This window comes from Flavobacterium cucumis, assembly GCF_900148835.1.
Classification (GTDB): Bacteria; Bacteroidota; Bacteroidia; order Flavobacteriales; family Flavobacteriaceae; genus Flavobacterium; species Flavobacterium cucumis.
On record NZ_FRYK01000002.1, the window covers coordinates 130,399 to 147,960 of the forward strand.

The 17,562-nt window shown below is 31.9% G+C and carries 18 protein-coding genes and 1 riboswitch; of the genes, 12 read left to right on the plus strand and 6 right to left on the minus strand.

Going from position 1 to position 17,562, the window contains the following annotated elements; all coding sequences use genetic code 11:
* Positions 1 to 237 precede the first annotated feature (237 nt).
* Together BUE95_RS06615 and BUE95_RS06620 are read left to right on the plus strand one after the other, a co-directional pair.
* Positions 238 to 672 carry a GNAT family N-acetyltransferase gene (locus BUE95_RS06615; RefSeq protein WP_073582727.1) on the plus strand — a complete coding sequence of 145 codons (435 nt, stop codon included), beginning with the start codon at positions 238 to 240 and terminating at the stop codon, positions 670 to 672.
* Position 673: 1 nt separating this feature from the next.
* The gene (locus BUE95_RS06620; protein ID WP_073582729.1) at positions 674 to 1,747 is read left to right on the plus strand and encodes an alanine/ornithine racemase family PLP-dependent enzyme; all 1,074 of its coding nucleotides are present in this window, start codon (positions 674 to 676) and stop codon (positions 1,745 to 1,747) included.
* A 153-nt stretch (positions 1,748 to 1,900) separates the two neighbouring features.
* On the opposite strand, the gene BUE95_RS06625 is transcribed toward BUE95_RS06620, so the two are convergent.
* From BUE95_RS06625 to BUE95_RS06640, 4 genes are read right to left on the minus strand one after another with little or no spacing between them, the layout of a single operon-like run.
* A complete protein-coding gene (locus BUE95_RS06625) occupies positions 1,901 to 2,437 on the minus strand; it encodes a DUF4252 domain-containing protein (protein WP_073582731.1) in 537 nt (178 codons plus the stop codon).
* 4 nt (positions 2,438 to 2,441) lie between these two features.
* Positions 2,442 to 2,969 (minus strand): DUF4252 domain-containing protein, encoded by a 528-nt coding sequence (locus tag BUE95_RS06630; RefSeq protein WP_073582733.1) that lies wholly within the window; start codon positions 2,967 to 2,969, stop codon positions 2,442 to 2,444.
* A gap of 7 nt (positions 2,970 to 2,976) precedes the next feature.
* Positions 2,977 to 3,420: a hypothetical protein gene (locus BUE95_RS06635; RefSeq protein ID WP_073582735.1), complete on the minus strand. Its 444-nt coding sequence runs from the start codon at positions 3,418 to 3,420 to the stop codon at positions 2,977 to 2,979.
* On the minus strand, positions 3,401 to 3,916 hold the full coding sequence (locus tag BUE95_RS06640; RefSeq protein WP_073582737.1) for an RNA polymerase sigma factor: 516 nt from the start codon (positions 3,914 to 3,916) through the stop codon (positions 3,401 to 3,403). Before BUE95_RS06640 ends, BUE95_RS06635 begins: the two co-directional genes overlap by 20 nt.
* 85 nt (positions 3,917 to 4,001) lie before the next feature.
* Here BUE95_RS06640 and BUE95_RS06645 point away from each other — a divergent pair, with 85 nt between their 5' ends.
* Positions 4,002 to 5,405, plus strand: a complete 1,404-nt coding sequence (locus BUE95_RS06645) for a S41 family peptidase (RefSeq protein WP_073582739.1) — start codon at positions 4,002 to 4,004, stop codon at positions 5,403 to 5,405.
* 26 nt (positions 5,406 to 5,431) lie between these two features.
* On the opposite strand, the gene BUE95_RS06650 is transcribed toward BUE95_RS06645, so the two are convergent.
* Positions 5,432 to 7,369, minus strand: coding sequence for a TonB-dependent receptor plug domain-containing protein (locus BUE95_RS06650; protein WP_073582741.1), 1,938 nt, complete (start codon positions 7,367 to 7,369; stop codon positions 5,432 to 5,434).
* 256 nt (positions 7,370 to 7,625) lie between these two features.
* A riboswitch (cobalamin riboswitch) is annotated at positions 7,626 to 7,884 on the minus strand.
* A 303-nt stretch (positions 7,885 to 8,187) separates the two neighbouring features.
* Between BUE95_RS06650 and BUE95_RS06655 the strand changes: the two genes are divergently transcribed.
* From BUE95_RS06655 to BUE95_RS06680, 6 genes are all read left to right on the plus strand, one after another.
* Positions 8,188 to 9,318, plus strand: coding sequence for an ABC transporter substrate-binding protein (locus BUE95_RS06655; RefSeq protein WP_073582743.1), 1,131 nt, complete (start codon positions 8,188 to 8,190; stop codon positions 9,316 to 9,318).
* 177 nt (positions 9,319 to 9,495) lie between these two features.
* Positions 9,496 to 10,521 carry a FecCD family ABC transporter permease gene (locus BUE95_RS06660; protein ID WP_073582745.1) on the plus strand — a complete coding sequence of 342 codons (1,026 nt, stop codon included), beginning with the start codon at positions 9,496 to 9,498 and terminating at the stop codon, positions 10,519 to 10,521.
* A gap of 206 nt (positions 10,522 to 10,727) precedes the next feature.
* Complete coding sequence (locus BUE95_RS06665) at positions 10,728 to 11,069, plus strand: GxxExxY protein (protein WP_234977634.1); 342 nt, start codon at positions 10,728 to 10,730, stop codon at positions 11,067 to 11,069.
* Between the two features lie 82 nt (positions 11,070 to 11,151).
* On the plus strand, positions 11,152 to 11,937 hold the full coding sequence (locus BUE95_RS06670) for an ABC transporter ATP-binding protein (RefSeq protein ID WP_073582747.1): 786 nt from the start codon (positions 11,152 to 11,154) through the stop codon (positions 11,935 to 11,937).
* Positions 11,938 to 12,007: 70 nt separating this feature from the next.
* Positions 12,008 to 12,766 carry a dienelactone hydrolase family protein gene (locus BUE95_RS06675; RefSeq protein ID WP_073582749.1) on the plus strand — a complete coding sequence of 253 codons (759 nt, stop codon included), beginning with the start codon at positions 12,008 to 12,010 and terminating at the stop codon, positions 12,764 to 12,766.
* Positions 12,767 to 12,784: 18 nt separating this feature from the next.
* Complete coding sequence (locus BUE95_RS06680; RefSeq protein ID WP_073582751.1) at positions 12,785 to 13,258, plus strand: hypothetical protein; 474 nt, start codon at positions 12,785 to 12,787, stop codon at positions 13,256 to 13,258.
* A gap of 60 nt (positions 13,259 to 13,318) precedes the next feature.
* On the opposite strand, the gene BUE95_RS06685 is transcribed toward BUE95_RS06680, so the two are convergent.
* Complete coding sequence (locus BUE95_RS06685; RefSeq protein ID WP_073582753.1) at positions 13,319 to 13,885, minus strand: pseudouridine synthase; 567 nt, start codon at positions 13,883 to 13,885, stop codon at positions 13,319 to 13,321.
* 401 nt (positions 13,886 to 14,286) lie between these two features.
* Here BUE95_RS06685 and rmuC point away from each other — a divergent pair, with 401 nt between their 5' ends.
* The 3 genes from rmuC (at position 14,287) to BUE95_RS06700 (ending at position 17,540) form a co-directional block, all read left to right on the plus strand.
* Entirely contained in the window at positions 14,287 to 15,672 is a 1,386-nt protein-coding gene (rmuC, locus tag BUE95_RS06690) for a DNA recombination protein RmuC (protein WP_073582755.1), read from the plus strand.
* The gene (locus tag BUE95_RS06695; RefSeq protein ID WP_073582757.1) at positions 15,669 to 16,046 is read left to right on the plus strand and encodes a 6-phosphogluconate dehydrogenase; all 378 of its coding nucleotides are present in this window, start codon (positions 15,669 to 15,671) and stop codon (positions 16,044 to 16,046) included. Before rmuC ends, BUE95_RS06695 begins: the two co-directional genes overlap by 4 nt.
* A 72-nt stretch (positions 16,047 to 16,118) precedes the next feature.
* Positions 16,119 to 17,540 (plus strand): T9SS type A sorting domain-containing protein, encoded by a 1,422-nt coding sequence (locus BUE95_RS06700; protein WP_073582759.1) that lies wholly within the window; start codon positions 16,119 to 16,121, stop codon positions 17,538 to 17,540.
* Positions 17,541 to 17,562: the final 22 nt, after the last annotated feature.

Here is a 17,562-nt window from a genome sequence, read left to right on the forward strand (position 1 = left end):
AATATGGGAAGAATAAATTAATTTCTCAAAATAATTGCTCTTCTTTTTTTATCAAAAAAAGAATCATTTTATTTTTATTACCTTTGTAACGTTATTTTCTTGAAATAAAATGGAATTCATATTCTATTCTAAACTTCAATTCTGAAGTTGTATTTATTTCTTCTTTTTATACAAAAGAATCTTTTAACCACCTTGGAAAATCCATAACGGTAAGCATCATTAAAATCTAAAATTCAAATGGAATTTAAAATTATCACTCCTGAGACAGGAGAAAACAGTATTTACTCCCACTCAATTATTGCTCAATTTTTATTTAAACACTTAGAAGAATATGGTGACAAATTAAACGACATATTAAAATGCATCGATTATGCTATGAACCCATTAAAAGGGGGTTTAATAATAGTGGGGTTAGATAACGAAAGAATAGTAGGAATTGTAATAATTAACAACACTCAAATGGGTGGCTTCATACCCGAAAACATATTAGTTTACATAGCCGTTGATAATTCACTACGTGGGAAAGGATATGGAAAATTATTGATGCAAAAAGCAATTTCATCTGTTGAAGGAGATATAGCGCTACACGTAGAACCTGATAATCCAGCAAAAAAATTATATGAAAATTTAGGGTTTACTAATAAATATTTGGAAATGCGCTTAATAAAATAGTATGGCTTTTATAAAATTATACCAACAAAAATTAAAAGAAAATTATGCTTTTTTAGACATGCTTTTTAAAGAAAGGGGCATTCACTGGGGAGTCGTTACCAAACTACTTTGCGGAAATACCATTTACATAAAAGAACTTATGAATCTTGGCGTCACAGAAATGCATGACTCTAGGATTAGTAATTTGAAGAAAATAAAAAAACTAAACCCTAATATCCAAACTGTTTACATAAAACCCCCTTCAAAACTAAACATCAAAAAAATTGTTGCTTTTGCAGATGTCAGTTTTAATACCGAAATATACACCATTCAAATGCTCTCTCAAGAAGCAAAACGTCAAAATAAAATCCACAAAATAATCATAATGATTGAAATGGGAGATTTACGTGAAGGTGTTTTAGGAGAAGAATTAATGTCTTTTTACGAGCAAGTCTTTAGTTTGCCAAACATCGAGATTAGAGGTATAGGTACCAATCTAAACTGTTTAAGTGGTGTTATGCCTTCTCAAGATAAATTGATTCAGTTGAGTTTATACAAACAATTGATTGAAGTTAAATTTAATGTTAAAATTCCTTGGGTCTCTGGAGGAACCTCTGTAGCTATTCCTTTAATTTTAAAAAATGCAAGACCTATGGCTGTAAATCATTTTAGGATAGGAGAAGCTTTATTTTTTGGAAAAGATTTGTTTACTGGTGAAACCATTGAAGGGATGCATCATGATGTCTTTGAATTATTTGCTGAGATTATTGAAATAACTGAAAAACCCAATAGTCCTACTGGTGAACTAGGTGAAAATGTAGCAGGAAATACCTATGAAATAGATAAAAATGTTGATTTGAGTCAAACTTCTTTACGCGCTATTCTAGATTTCGGTTTATTAGACATGCAACCTCAATATTTATTACCCAAAGATCATTCTATTACTATAATAGACTCTAGTTCCGACATGACTGTAATTGATATTACTAATTCTGATAAGAAGTATAAAATTGGTGATTTAGTTTCATTTAATCTTCAGTATATGGGAGCGCTATACCTTTTAAATTCCGATTATATTGAAAAAACCATCATCTAAGCAATTGATCTGAGTGTAACGAATTATTTCTACTAGAAAAACAAATTCAACTCTACATTACAAAAACTGTTAAAAAAGATACTTCAAAAAAAATGAGTCAGCCTGATATAGGCGACTCATTTTTGCTTTTATAATTGCTTCAAATTAAGGAATCTACTGCTTCATTAAAACTTGTAAAGGTTTTAATTGTTCCATATCTACATCCGATTTTTGAAGCAAACTTAACATATTCATAATATGTGTTGGATTCATGTCGCTCCCTAAAACCCTAATTACAGCAAAACCATTTTCTTTCTTGCCTGCTAAAACTACAAACTCTTCAATATGTTCGTCATCATTACCAACGAAATAAATGGCAGCACCATCGTTTCCTGAACCCGCTTTCATTAATTGCTGATAGCTTTCATCTTTCAAAATAGCTTTTACTTCTTTTATTTCCTTTTCGTATTCAGCAGTATTTGTTGAATCGGTTCTGAAAGCCAAAATATTCATTTTTTCAAACGATTCTAAAGCCGCTTTCTCTGTTTCAGAAAGAGAAACTTTATCTGTTTTGATAATGTTTGAAGCTAAATCAACAGCAATAAACTTTGAAGATTCTGTGTTTTGAACAAAATACTTTTGAAGTGAAGGTTTATCTTCACAACTCCAAAGTAAAATAACACTTGAGACAAATAATAGAAACTTTTTCATATGTTTATTTTTTTGAAGCTTTTTTCAAATCATCACCTCCAGGTAAACTCATCTTTTCAGTAAGCATTGAAATTTCATCTAAACTGAAGTTTCCTGTTAATGATAAAACCACTGTTCCGGCATCTTTAACGTTTGAACCTTCAACAAACATTAAAAGTTCTCTTACTATGTTTTCGTTAGCTCCTGATTTTACATAAATTTTTACGTTTTTACCATCGCCATTCACACGCATCAATTCTTCTAAGGGATTTGACTTTAAATAGGTGTTTACAGTTGCTTTCATGTCAGCACTAATTTTTGTATTACTCGTAGTAAATACTTTTAAGTTGTCTAACTTTTTTAACAAGCCCATATACTTTTGCATTTCTTTATCCTTAGCATCGACTTTTACTTTACTCATCATTTCAAACATTTTTTTGTTTACAATGACTGATGTGACTTCATCTTTATCTTCAAATTTATCAAAAGATCCTTGTGCAAAGGAAAAAGTTGAAATCATCAAAAACGCTATCACTACTACTAAATTTTTCATTTTTCTTTTATTTAAAAATTGTTTTTTTTGTTTTTTCGTATTCTTCTAAATATACTACACTTTCCATGCCAACGTTAACTTGTTTTGAAACCATTAACAAAGCTTTATGTGTAGCAGCTAAGGCTTCTTCCGGATTATCATACGTTCCTAAATCTTCATGCTTAGGTTCGGATGGATAAAAATAGAAGGTTGCCAATCCAAAAAGTACAACAAAACTTGCTGCGATGCCTATCCATTTTACAGTATTTTGTTTTCTAGGTTGTAATGGAAGTTTTTGCTCGAATTGCGTTTCTTTTTGTGTTTCAAAGTAACCAAACAGCACTTGATATTTTGCCAAATGTGGCGCCACATCGTTGGAAGAAAAATAGGCCTTTAATTGTTTTTCTTCTGCTATTGTAGTTGCTCCTTGAAAGTATTTTTCCAATAATTGTTCAACTAACTTGAGTTCCATAATTATGTGTTTTTTCAATTTGTTCTCTTAAGGTTTTTCGTGCTCTTGATAAAGCTACGCGAACCGCTGTTTCATTCATTTCTAATACTTGAGCTATTTCCGAAAATTCATATTCTTCAATTTCTCTTAGTTGCAATATTAAACGTTGTTGTTCGGGTAAATCATTCATTAACTTTTCGGCCCATTGTAACGTATTTTGATGCTCTATTTGCGTTTCTACACTCGCTTGTTTGTCTTGATAATTGTTATGTACAATTTGCAAATTCGTAGCTCTTTTACTTTTGAGTTGGTCCAAACAATAATTTTTGGTCATCGTCATTGCCAAAGCTTCTACACTATTGTATTGTTCTAATGCACTGTTTTTATTCCACAACCGAACTAAAACTTCCTGAGTAGCATCTTCTGCTTCCTCCGTACTCACAAGCATCCGTTTCGCTAAACGAAACAACTTGTCTTTAAAAGGGTTTATTATCTTTATAAACTCGTTTTGGTTCATCTTAGTTTGTTGGTTTATAGTGAAGACGAATGTAATTTAATTTTGTTACAAAAAGAAATGTAATTATCTTTATGAAAAAAAGTTTATGAAAAGAATGATGGTTATTCTATTTGCAATACTCTTTGCTCAGAGTATTGTAAAATGCGCTGATGATTATGATGACACCGTATCATACGGTTCTGTAAATAATTTTATTTGGAAAGGGCTTAATCTTTATTACTATTGGCTATCCGATTCTCCAGATTTAGCAGATGATCGATTTGCTACAAATAATGATTATGACAACTTTATTAACTCATTTAATGCTCCAGAAGCGCTATTCAATCATCTATTAGTCGATCCTACGATTGATCGTTACAGTGTGATTTTTTCTGATTACACCGAATTGGAACAAGCGTTAAACGGCACACAAAAAAGCAATGGAGTTGATTATGAATTACGATTTAAACAAGGGAGTACCACAGAATTATTTGGCTGGGTCAGATACATACAACCCAACTCAGATGCTTCTACAAAAGCAATAAACCGCGGTACTATTTTTTATGCTGTTAATGGTGTTTCTCTAAACACTTCAAACTATATAAATCTGCTCAATCAAGATAATTATACTTTAAACTTAGCTGAATTTGATAACGGAGCCATAACTCCTAACGGTAATGCTGTTTCATTAACAAAAACAGATTACTCTGAAAATCCAGTATATATTAGAAAAGTGTTTGTAGAAGGTACAAAAAAAATTGGTTATCTAATGTATAATGGTTTCTTTGGAAACTTTGAAACGGAACTAAACAATGCTTTTGGATTTTTTCAAAGCGAAGGAATTACCCATTTAGTATTAGACTTACGATACAATTCAGGAGGTTCTGTAAATACTGCAACCCGCTTGGCTAGTATGATAACTGGACAATTTAACAATCAAGTCTTTGCAAAACAACAATGGAATTATAAAATTGAAAATTTAATCAATAATCCAGAACAGCTACTGAATCGTTTTACAAATTCATTAGGAAATGGTAACGGCATTAACCATCTAAATTTAGACAAGGTATATATTTTAACAACCAAACGCTCTGCTTCAGCAAGTGAATTGGTAATCAACGGACTTATCCCCTATATTGATGTTATTCAAATAGGTGATGCTACAGCTGGGAAAAATGTAGGATCAATCACTCTTTATGACTCTCCTACTTTCAGAAAGCAAAATGTAAATCCAAATCATAAATATGCAATGCAGCCCATAGTACTCAAAATCGCTAATAACGACAACTTTAGTGATTATACGAATGGATTAGCTCCAGATGTTAATCAACTGGAAGATATTGGTAATCTAGGAATTCTTGGCGAAGAAAGTGACCCACTATTGAATACCGCACTAAATTATATTAATGTAAACGGAAGATTTCAGCAAAGTGTTCCCGAAAAAGTGTTCCATTATTTTGAAGATAGTAAATCACTCCGATTATTTGGTGATGCAATGTATCTAGAATAATAAAGAGGGCCTTAGCCCTCTTTATTCTAAAATAGAAAATTCAAACCTAATTTAAAGTTCCTTCCTCTTGTGTTATATCCAATTAATTCTTGGAAATCTTCGTTTAAAATATTGGTTACTGTTCCAAAAACTTGCAAACGATTAGGCAATAACTCGTAAGAAATATTAGAATTAACCAACTGATAAGCTGCTAAATTAACCGCTTGTGTTGCCCAAATATTTGAATCGTAATAGGCGTCGCTTCTTTTATCTACAAATTGATAATTGATTCCGAAAGTTCCTCTTTTGAAGTTGTAATTCAAATCTACATTACCTTTGTGTTTTGGAATTAAACGATTTAATTGCTCTTCAACTTGAGTAAATGTATAATTTCCACCAATGTTAACTCTTTCAGATAATGCATAACGAATGCTTGCTTCAACACCCTTTGCGTTGTAAGTTCCTTCGATGTTGATATAATTTGAAGCGAACGTTATTGGATCAGTAAAAAATCCGAACGTATTTTCTTCTTCTCTGTAAAAACCAACTGCATTTATCGTTAATTTTTTATCCAATAATTGCGATTCAAAACCAAATTCTGATGTAGCATTTTCTTCTGGTGTTAAGTCTAAATTCCCATAAGGTCCGTATAATTGATATAAACTTGGTGTAATGAAAGCTGTACTATATGAAGCTAAAACTTTCAAAGGTAAATTTGCAAATGAATAACTCGGATTGAAGTTATAAACAGCTTGATTTCCATATTCGCTATGCGTGTTGAAACGAGTTCCAGCATTTATATTTAATCCAAAATCAGAATTAAAAACTAAAGTAGCATAAGGATCTAACAAGTTAAACTTCGCTGCTTCTCTTGCTACATCCGTATACGCGTCTTTTTGTGACATATCGAAATATTGATATTGCGCACCTAAAACCAAATAGACTTGTTTACTGAAATTGTATTTATTGAAAGCATCTATCGAAACACTTCTACCTGAATAATTGTAATTATCAATCGTTCCCGACCATGAATTTGAAATATTTAAAATTCTATCAATTGTTGACGCTCCAGCGTTAATTGCAAATTCTCCTTTGTTGTATTTGTATTTTGGTAAGAATCCGATTCGGAATTGCTCCGAAAAACTATTATTGTTCAAATCGTCTGCATTAGCAATAATTCCGTCAAACGAATTATCAAACGTGTTCTTGATTCGGTCATAGTTACCGAAAAATTCAAAACTCAATTTATCATTCGCTTTAAAACCTATTTTTTGTAACACATTGACTCTTGAAAACGTATCTTCTTCAAAATTTTCTCCTGCGGCTTCCGACATTCCTTTAGTTTCCGTACTGTTTAAAGTGGTTAGGTACGAAATTTTATTTACTGTCCCATTTACCGAAATACCTTGATTGAAATCTTGCGCACTCGTTTTTGAAGTATTCGAAGTATTTTGCGTTCCCATATTGATATACGCATTACCCGAAATTTCCTTTTTTACCGATTTTTTCAACGTAATATTAATAACTCCTGTAGCAGCTCCAGTTCCGTATAACGTACTCGAAGCACCTTTCATCACTTCAATTTTCTCAATTTGTTCTACTGGAATTAAACGCAAATCGTATTCGATGTTAATTCCCGAAGCATCCGAAACAGGAACACCATCAATGTAAATCGCTACTTGACGATTACGACCACCACGAATGTAATAACCTAAGTTCTTTCCGTTAAACGATTGATTTCCGTTAATTTCAACTCCCGCAACTTGACTCAACACATTTGCTAAATTTTGACCTTTTTTAGCTTCTAAGTCTTGAGCGGTAATCACTTCAATAATTTTACCTGATTTTTCTTTGCTTTGTGCAAATTTAGTGTCCGTAACAACCACTTCTTTTAGGTTGTTAACTTTTAGCGTATCTGATTCTTGAGCATACGCAAAAGCAGTAGCTAGTGTAAATACACTTAAGCCAATAAACTTTTTGTTCATTTTAGGGTTAATAAAAAACTTGCTGAAATAATTTTTTCAACACATAGAATCATAGATGAAATAGAATATAAAAAGGCATTTCATTTAACATAGATAACAAAGCGCTATGTGTAAAAATAATTTTTCTAAAACAGCCTTTAAAATAAACCAGATACTATGTGACTATGTGTTTAAACCAATCACTTCAATCAATAATTAATAATTTGGGAGAAAAGCACAGAATTTACCCATACTCAAACTTTTTTTCCCGAAAGTTTGTTACTCAATGAATGTGGCAGGTCTCCTGGCTTGCGTCTTGTTATCAACCTTCCCATCGAAAGTTAGAAATTAGAAATTAGAAGTTAGAAATTTTCTAAATTCAGAATTCTTAATTCTAAATTAACAACAGTGGTAATGTAGATAATAACAAGCTTTATAGCTTACAGTTGCGGGTACAGCTTAGGTCTTACACCTAATTCCCTTTTAATGTTGTTTTGAAAAATTCAGAAACAACAACCAAAATTCGAAGGCAAATTTACATTAATTTTAATAGAATGCAATTTTTAAAAAACATTCTTCAACAAAATACCAAGCTACTTCTTCTTATTCAACTTACGCCACAACCAAATAAACCCAATTACAAAGTGTGCGATTACAATTGTGGCTACGGCATAAATAAACTCGTTGGAATCTGTTCTCATGTTTTTTTATCACAAATTTAGTGGTTTTATTGGTTTCTTTCTGCCTTATTTGTTTCAAAAAGTTACATGAAAAAACCTTTGCATCTTTGCGTCTTTGCGAGCAGAAAATAAAAAACTACTTTTGCAAAAAACATTTTCATGCGCCATTATTTCTTTTTATTCGTTTTATTTTTAGGATTTATCCAATGTAAAAAAACAGAAAGTTCTGCAAATCTCAATACTTCCACACAAAACAGTATCCAACACGCGGAAGGATTTTCTATTGAAAAATATGATGGTTTTTCGGTGGTAAAAGTTTCGAATGCCTATCCTGAAGCTAAAGATAATTACACTTATGTACTTCACAAAAAAGGCGTTCAAATTCCAGATAGCTTACAACAATTTACTTCGATTGAAGTACCAATTAAAAAAGTAATCGTTACTTCAACAACACATATTCCTGCTCTAGAAGCTTTAGGCGTTGAAAATACTTTAATTGGTTTCCCAACAACAGAGTATATATCATCTGAGAAAACAAGAGCTTTAATTGATGCAGGAAAAGTGCGCAATTTAGGTTCAAATCAAGGGTTAAATACCGAAGTCATTTTAGACATTCAACCTGATGTAATTGTAGGTTTTAGCGTAGATGGCGATTTAAAAACTTACAAAAACTTAGAAAAAAACGGTCAAAAAATCATCTTCAACGGAGATTGGACCGAAAAAACGCCTTTAGGAAAAGCCGAATGGATTAAATTCTTTGGTGCGTTATATGATTTGGATGAAAAAGCAACCGAGATCTTCAATTCAATTGAAAAAGAATACAATTCAGTAGTAGCTTTAGCTAAAAATGCCAAAACCCAACCCACCATTTTTGCAGGTTCCATATACGAAGACCAATGGTTTTTACCACAAGGTGATAGTTGGGCAGCCTATTTTTTAAAAGAAGCCAACGGAAATTATTTATGGAAAGATTCCAAAGGAACAGGAAGTTTAGCATTATCATTTGAAAGTGTTTTAGACAAGGCAAAAGACGCCGATTTTTGGATTGGACCAGGACAATTTGGATCGATACAACAAATTTTAGATAGCAATCCAAATCACATTCACTTCAGAGCAGTTGCATCTAAAAACGTATATTCGTTTAGTACCAAAAGAGGAAAAACAGGTGGTGCTATCTACTACGAATTAGCACAAAATCGCCCAGATTTGGTTTTGAAAGACATCGTAAAAATTTTACATCCCGAAATGTTACCCGATTATGAATTGTTCTTTTTTGAGAAGTTAAAATAAAATTGAAACACATAGTCACATAGCTCAACTTTGTTAATATTTCAGGCGTTTCATTTTACATAATTATCATTAGTTATGTGTGAATGAAATGATTTCAACAGAACTTTACTTCATGTTTTTTTATGTGTCTATATGTTTAAAAAACCAAAAAACGTAATTTAGCCAAAAATTCAACGCATGTCCTTTACCAAAAAACAAAACCTTCTTTTCATCCTTTTGCTTGTCGCAATGGTGTTTTTGTTTTTGGTTAATATCAGTTTAGGTTCGGTTGCTATTCCTTTGAAAGAGGTTATTAACGGACTTTTCTCGCAAGAAATGAGTAAGGAAAGTTGGGAAATTATACTTTGGAATTTTCGCTTTCCAAAAGCTATAACCGCTATTTTAGTGGGAACCGGACTTTCAATAAGCGGGTTGTTAATGCAAACATTATTTCGAAATCCGTTGGCAGGACCATATGTTTTAGGTCTTAGTTCAGGTGCGAGTTTAGGAGTAGCGTTTATCATTTTAGGAACTGGATTTTTACCAACATTCATCTCTTCTATTTTTTTATCGAATTACGGATTGGTGGTAGCTTCGAGTTTAGGTAGTTTTTTAGTTTTGATGGCGGTTTTATTGGTTTCTCAAAAACTAAAAGACACCATGGCCATTTTGATTGTAGGATTGATGTTTGGCAGTTTTACAAGTGCTATAGTTTCGGTGTTATCCTATTTTTCTTCGGCTGAAAAATTGCAAAAATTCACTTTTTGGTCGATGGGAAGTATTTCGAATTTATCTTGGAATGAAATTTTGCTTTTATCTGTTTTTGTTCTCGTTGGAATAGGAATTAGTTTCATGGTCATCAAGCCTTTGAACGCTTTACTTTTAGGAGAAAAATACGCCCAAAGTATCGGAATCAACTATAAGAAAACACGCTTTTTAATAATCATAGCTACAAGTATTTTAGCTGGAAGTATCACTGCTTTCGCTGGCCCAATTGCTTTCATAGGTTTGGCAGTACCCCACATGGCAAAATTATTATTTCAAACCAGTAATCATTTAGTGTTGTTTTGGAGTACGCTGTTACTAGGCGCTATTGTCATGTTGTGCTGCGATACAATTGCACAAGTTCCAGAAAATGATATTACTTTACCAATTAACGCGATAACATCAGTAATAGGAGCACCAGTAGTGATTTGGTTGTTAGTTAAAAAGAAACGTTTTTAGTTAAAACTTAAAATAAGATAAAACCACATAGAAACATAGGTTTATTATTTTTAAGAAATACATAGAAAACTAGTTTTTTATCATAGAGTAAATGAAATAATATCAATCTATGTTTCTATGTGGTAAATTTAAAAAAATATGACACAGAAATATTTAGATGAACTGACATTAATGTTATTGGAGCTGCAATAGAAGTGCATAAAAACATGGGAAGTGGATTATTGGAAAGTGTTTACCAACAGTGTATGATTGAGGAATTAACCAATAGAAATATAAATTTTGCTTCCGAATTTAAAATTCCTGTTGTTTATAAAGAAAAAGAACTTGATATTGAATTTCGTTGTGATTTATTCATAGAAAATTGTTTAATAGTTGAATTGAAATCAGTTTCTGAAATAAAACCAATTCATGATGCTCAAGTTTTGAATTATATGAACTTATTAAAGGTTCCGAAGGGAATTATAATCAACTTTAATTGTTTCAATATTTTCAGAGAAGGTCAAAAAACATTTGTAAACGAGTACTTCAAAAAATTAGAAAAAGAATAAAACTATGCAAAACTTTAGTTTTTAAACAAAACTCAAAAAAAACTATGTTTCTATGTGGTAAAACCTATTTTTGTATTTCATAATGACCCAACAAAATTTCACCATACAAACTCATAATCTTTCGATTGGCTACAAGTCAAAATCGGAAATGATTACCATTGCTCAAAACATCAATCTAAATTTAGAAAAAGGCAAATTAATCGCATTAATTGGTGAAAACGGAATTGGAAAATCTACTTTATTAAAAACAATAACCGGAATTATCCCACCATTATTTGGCAAAATTACTTTACTAAACAAATCGCTTCAAAGTTACAAACCTCTTGATTTAGCAAAAGAATTAAGTATTGTTTTGACTGAAAAATTACCTCCAAGCAACTTAACTGTTTACGAGATCATCGCTTTAGGAAGACAACCCTATACCAATTGGTTAGGCACTTTAACTGACGAAGATAAAATCAAAATTGAAGAAGCAATTGCTTTAACCGAAATCCAACATTTGGTTCATAAAAAACATGATGAAATTAGTGATGGTCAGTTGCAAATTGCTTTGATTGCACGTGCTTTAGCGCAAGACACTTCGATTATTATTTTAGACGAACCCACCACGCATTTAGACTTGGTTCACAAGGCGACTTTATTGAAATTGTTGCAAAAACTCACGCATGAAACGGGCAAAATCATCCTCTACTCTACACATGATATTGATTTAGCCATTCAAATGGCAGATGAACTAATTGTGTTCACACCTAATCAAATTGTGCAAGACCAACCTTGTAACTTAATTCAAACAGGTATCTTTAATACGTTATTTGATACCGAACATCTAACTTTTGATGCTTCGATTGGTAAGTTTAAAATCAAATAATTTATCCTAATTTTACCTTTTGTTTAACGTTTCAAATTTTCAATTTTCATAATTTTACATAAAAAAAGTTATGAAGTACCTTTATTTAACCTTAATCCTAGCTAGTATGAATAGCTTCGGACAATTAGTAAAAGTAGATTACGCAGATGGTAATCAAAAATTAGAAGGCTTTTTTGCCAAAGCACAAAAAGCAAATCCAAAAAAAGCAGGTGTTATCGTTTTACCAGCGTGGATGGGTGTTGACGCTCATGCTAAAGAATCAGCAGAAGCTTTAGCTAAATTAGGCTATCATGCTTTAGTAGCTGATATATATGGTGTTGGAAACAACCCAAAAAATACAGGTGAAGCTGGAAAAAATGCAGGCTTCTACAAAAACAATCCTGCAGAATATCAAAAAAGAATTCAATTGGCGATTGACCAACTAGTAAAAGCGGGTGCCGATAAAGATCAAATTGCAGTAATTGGTTATTGTTTTGGTGGAACGGGTGCTATCGAAGCCGCTCGTGGCAACTTAAATGTAAAAGGAGTAGTTTCATTTCATGGCGGTTTAGGAAAAGCGGCAAACAGTCCAACTAATGAAATTAAAACCAAAGTTTTAGTGTTACATGGTGCGGATGATCCTTATGTTCCTGCAAAAGAAATTGAAGCCTTCCAAAACGAAATGAGAACTTCAAAAGCCGATTGGCAAATGATTTATTATGCAAATTCAGTTCATGCCTTTACACACAAAGATGCTGGAAGCGATAACAGCAAAGGCGCTGCTTACAATGAATTAGCCGATAAAAGAAGTTGGGAAGCGATGAAAACGTTTTTTATGGAGATTTTTTAACATCCTAATAATCATCAATTGAAAAAAATAATTTTAAGAATCATAATATTTCTTGTTGGAGTAGGAATAGCTTTTCTTACGGAATCTTTTTTTCGTGGTTTCATTCAAGATGTTTTTCAAATATCAACCTCTGATAAAATTCAATTCATTGGAAAGAACATTTATTTTATTCCAAATATTATTTTTTTACCAATTTTGGGATTAAGTATAGTAACATTATCAATTGAAAATTCAAATAAAAATAATTTTCAAATTTTTATAAACATACTCAGAAGTTTATTACTATTTTTTATTTCAATTATTCTAATATCTGCTGTTGATGCAAAATTAAAAGTTATTGAATGCACAGCTTGTATTGATGGAATTAGAAAATTAAATTGGAATGATATAAACTATGGGATAATTTTAGGAAGTAGTATATTAATTTCAATTATTCCAAGCTTAATTAAGATTAAAAAAACAAACTCAAAAAAAAGGAATCTGATTTTTTAATCTTTTATTAATCCAAAAAAACAGAAAACAGTTATTTCTCTTGAAATAGCTGTTTTTTTTTTATACATCAAAACCACTAACTTTTAAAACTTCACCCGCTTTTAAATCATTTAAGTGAATGTTTCCTACACGCACACGAACCAGCCGCAATGTAGGAAAACCAACCGCTGATGACATTTTTCGTACTTGACGAAATTTACCTTCGGTTAAAGTTATCGAAACCCAAGACGTTGGTCCGTGACGTTCATCGCGAATCTTTTTGCCACGTTCGCCTAAATTGGGAATGGATTCTAATTGAAAAGCTTTGCACTTTTTGGTTTTGTATTTTTTGCCGTGTAAGCCGATTTCGACTCCGTTTCGTAATTGTTCAACGGCTTCCTCAGTAATTAAACCATCGACTTGCGCGTAATATTCTTTTTCTACTTTTTTGCTTCGGACAATTTCGCTCATCATGCCATCGGTGGTTAACAAAAGTAAGCCTTCTGAATCTTCGTCTAAACGACCAATTGCCATGGTGTTTTCGGGAAAATCATATAATTCGCCCAACAACTTTTTCTTGCGTTTTAATTGGTAAATAAACTGCGATAGATAACCGTAAGGCTTGTGAATAAGAAAGTGATGATGCATGTAGAAATTCCATTTTAAGTGTGGCGAAGATAGTAAAAACTGTTGGAGTGAAACAAAAAATAAGGAGGCCTTGTTTAAGACCTCCCTGTGTCGATTTTGATTAATTACGTTTTTCTGATCTACTATAACTTGAGAGGAATAAACGACTGAATATCTTTTTAGATATATAACTAACGATATATTCAATAACGAATCAAAATCACATAGTAAATGTATAAAATACTTCAATACAAATAATTGATTTTTAAACATTTAACATATAATTATCATTAATATTCGACGAACGAATCATTACATCGACGAACTTGTATTGATTAAAATTTCGAAGAGTTTTTAGTAGCTAACATATCATTAAATTTTATTTTTTGCTACATTTACACTATAAAATAAAATCAACAACCATGTCACAAACACTTTTAGTACTTGCCGCATTTATTATTGCTTTAGGAATTGGAATTTTAATTGGGAAAATAGTATTTTCTGCCAAATCGCAATCCGAAAAATCAGGTTTAGAAGAACGTATTAACGGACTTTTAAACCAAATCGAGCAACTGAAAATTCAGTTTCAAACCGAGCTAAATCAGTTTGAAAAATCGCTTGCCCAACTTTCAATTGAGAAAGAAAACCTGCAAAAAGAAAAGGAATCATTAGCGATTCATTTAGCAAAAAAAGAAAATGATTTTGACAATCTTTGGGAACGTAACAAGGAGCAAAAGCAAGAGGTAGAACAACTTCAAGAAAAATTTACCAAAGAATTTGAAAACTTAGCTAATAAAATTCTGGAAGAGAAAACCGTAAAATTCACCGAGCAAAACAAGGAGAATTTAAAAAATATTTTGTCGCCTTTACAAGACAAAATCCAACTCTTCGAAAAGAAAGTCGAAGACACGCACAAAGAAAGTATTGATTATCATGCCGCGTTACGCCAACAAATTTTGGGGCTTCGCGAAATGAACGAACAAATGAGTAAAGAAACCATCAATTTAACCAAAGCTTTAAAAGGCGACAGCAAAATGCAAGGAAATTGGGGAGAATTGGTCTTAGAACGCGTTTTAGAAAAATCGGGCTTAGAGAAAGATAGAGAATATTTTGTGCAACAAAGTCACGTTACTGAAGACGGCAATCGTGTATTCCCCGATGTCATCATCAATCTTCCGGATGGCAAAAAAATGATTATCGATTCGAAAGTTACTTTAACCGCTTACGAGCGTTACATTAACGAAGAAGATTTAGAAGTAAAAAATCAGTATTTAAAAGAGCATATTGTTTCGATAAATCGCCATGTGGAGCAATTGGGGAGTAAAAATTACCACGATTTGTACCATATGGAAAGTCCAGATTTTGTGTTGTTGTTCATTCCGATCGAATCCGCTTTTGCTGTGGCTTTAAATGAAGATACGAGTTTGTATAACAAAGCTTTCGAGAAAAATATTGTGATTGTTACACCTTCTACGCTTTTGGCAACTTTACGTACGATTGATAGTATGTGGACGAATCAAAAACAACAAGAAAATGCGATTGAAATTGCACGTCAAGCAGGAGCTTTATATGATAAATTCGAAGGTTTTGTTTCTGATTTGATTAAAATTGGGAAGAAAATGGACGAAGCTAAAATTGAATACGGCAACGCTATGAATAAATTAGTTGACGGAAAAGGAAATCTTATCACTAGTGTTGAAAAATTGAAAAAAATGGGAGCTAAAGCCAAAAAAGCACTTCCAGAAGCCGTTTTAAAAAGAGCAGAAAACGAAGAAAATAAAGTAATCGAAGAAAAAAACAACATATGAATACGTTAAGAAAAATTTTTATCTACTTACTTCTAACCGTTAGCTTAGGTCTTGTAGGTTATACTTTGTTCATTTATAATTTCACCTTAAGTGACGGAGTTAGAAGCGGAATATTATCCAAGTTTAGCCACAAAGGGGTTCTATTCAAAACTTGGGAAGGGGAATTGAATGAAGGATTTGGAGCAACACGATTTTTTCCATTTTCTGTAGAAGATAATGAAACAAAAGTGATTGAGGATTTAAAGAAATATCAAGGTCAGTATGTTAAATTAGAATATAAAGAAAGAATAAAAACATTGCCTTGGTGGGGTGACACACATTACTTCATAACTAAAGTTACTTTAGAAAAATCACCTTATTCTGGAAATAAATAGAATAAATTGTTAAAAATAGTTATATATTTGAAATATTTTTAAAAATATAACTATTTTTAATACTTTAAAACAATGAAAAAACACTACTCTACTACATTGTTATTCATTTTATTAGGACTAGGAATTGCACATTCACAATCGGGTGGATTGGATGCATCCTTTGATCCTGGAATAGGTGCTAATGCTGCAATTAATGCAGTTACCATTCAAGATGACGGAAAAATTATTATTGGGGGCGATTTTACCAATTTTAACTCACAAGCTAAAAACAGATTTATAAGATTAAATGCGGATGGTAGTTTAGACGATACATTTGTGACGGGTAACGGTATCACTAGTACAATATCTTTTTTCCCAACTGTAAGAGCTATGGCTATCGATTCCAATGGAAAAATAATAGTTGTTGGCGATTTTAATCGTTATAACAATGTACAACGCAATAATATTTTAAGACTTAATGATGATGGTACTTTAGATACTACCATTTTTAATGCTTCCAATTTAGGATCAAATACTCCTATACTGGCATTAGCCATTCAATCGGATGGTAAAATAATTGTAGCTGGAGGCTTTACATCTTTCAATAACACGCCTGTTAATAGAATAGTACGATTAAATACAGATGGCACAATCGATTCAAGTTTTAACATTGGCTCTGGTGTAAATAATCCCATTCATACTGTGAGTATACAAGCTGATGATAAAATTATTTTAGGTGGAGATTTTACCAATTTTAATGGCACATTAGTAAATAGATTGGTTAGATTGAATACGGATGGAACATTAGACAGCTCTTTTAATATAGGGAGTGGTGCAAATAATTCGATAAGAAGTTCAAAAATTCAATCGGATGGAAAAATTTTATTGGGTGGCCTTTTTACAACTTTCAATACAGCTGACAGGAAATATTTAGCGCGTCTGAATACAGATGGCACTGTAGACAGTACATTTGACATACAATTAGGCGCTAATAATTTGGTTGGAAGCATCGCCATTCAATTCAATGATAAAATTGTGATTGGTGGAAACTATAGCTTATTCAATAGCGTCACGATGAATAGAATTGCAAGACTAAACAACGATGGGCTAATAGACACTTCATTTAATAGTGGAACAGCCGCTAATAATAATGTGAATGCTATTGCTATTCAAGAAGATGGAAACATTATCATTGCGGGTAGCTTTACAACTTATAATGGCACAACTAGAAACAGAATTGCCAGAATTTTTGGAGACGAACCCTTAAACTCTTCTGATTTTACTAAAAATCCATTCTTTATTTATCCTAATCCTTCCAATGATAAAATTACCTTACAAGCTAACGGCAATGTTATTGAATCAATCAAAATATATGACACGACAGGAAAATTAATTTTTCACAAATCAAATCCTGACAATTACACTTTTGATGTTGCTAATTTTGACCAAGGCATCTATTTTTTCACGATTGAAAATGAATTAGGTACTTTCACTCAAAAATTCATGAAAAACTAATATTATGATAAGGTTTACACTT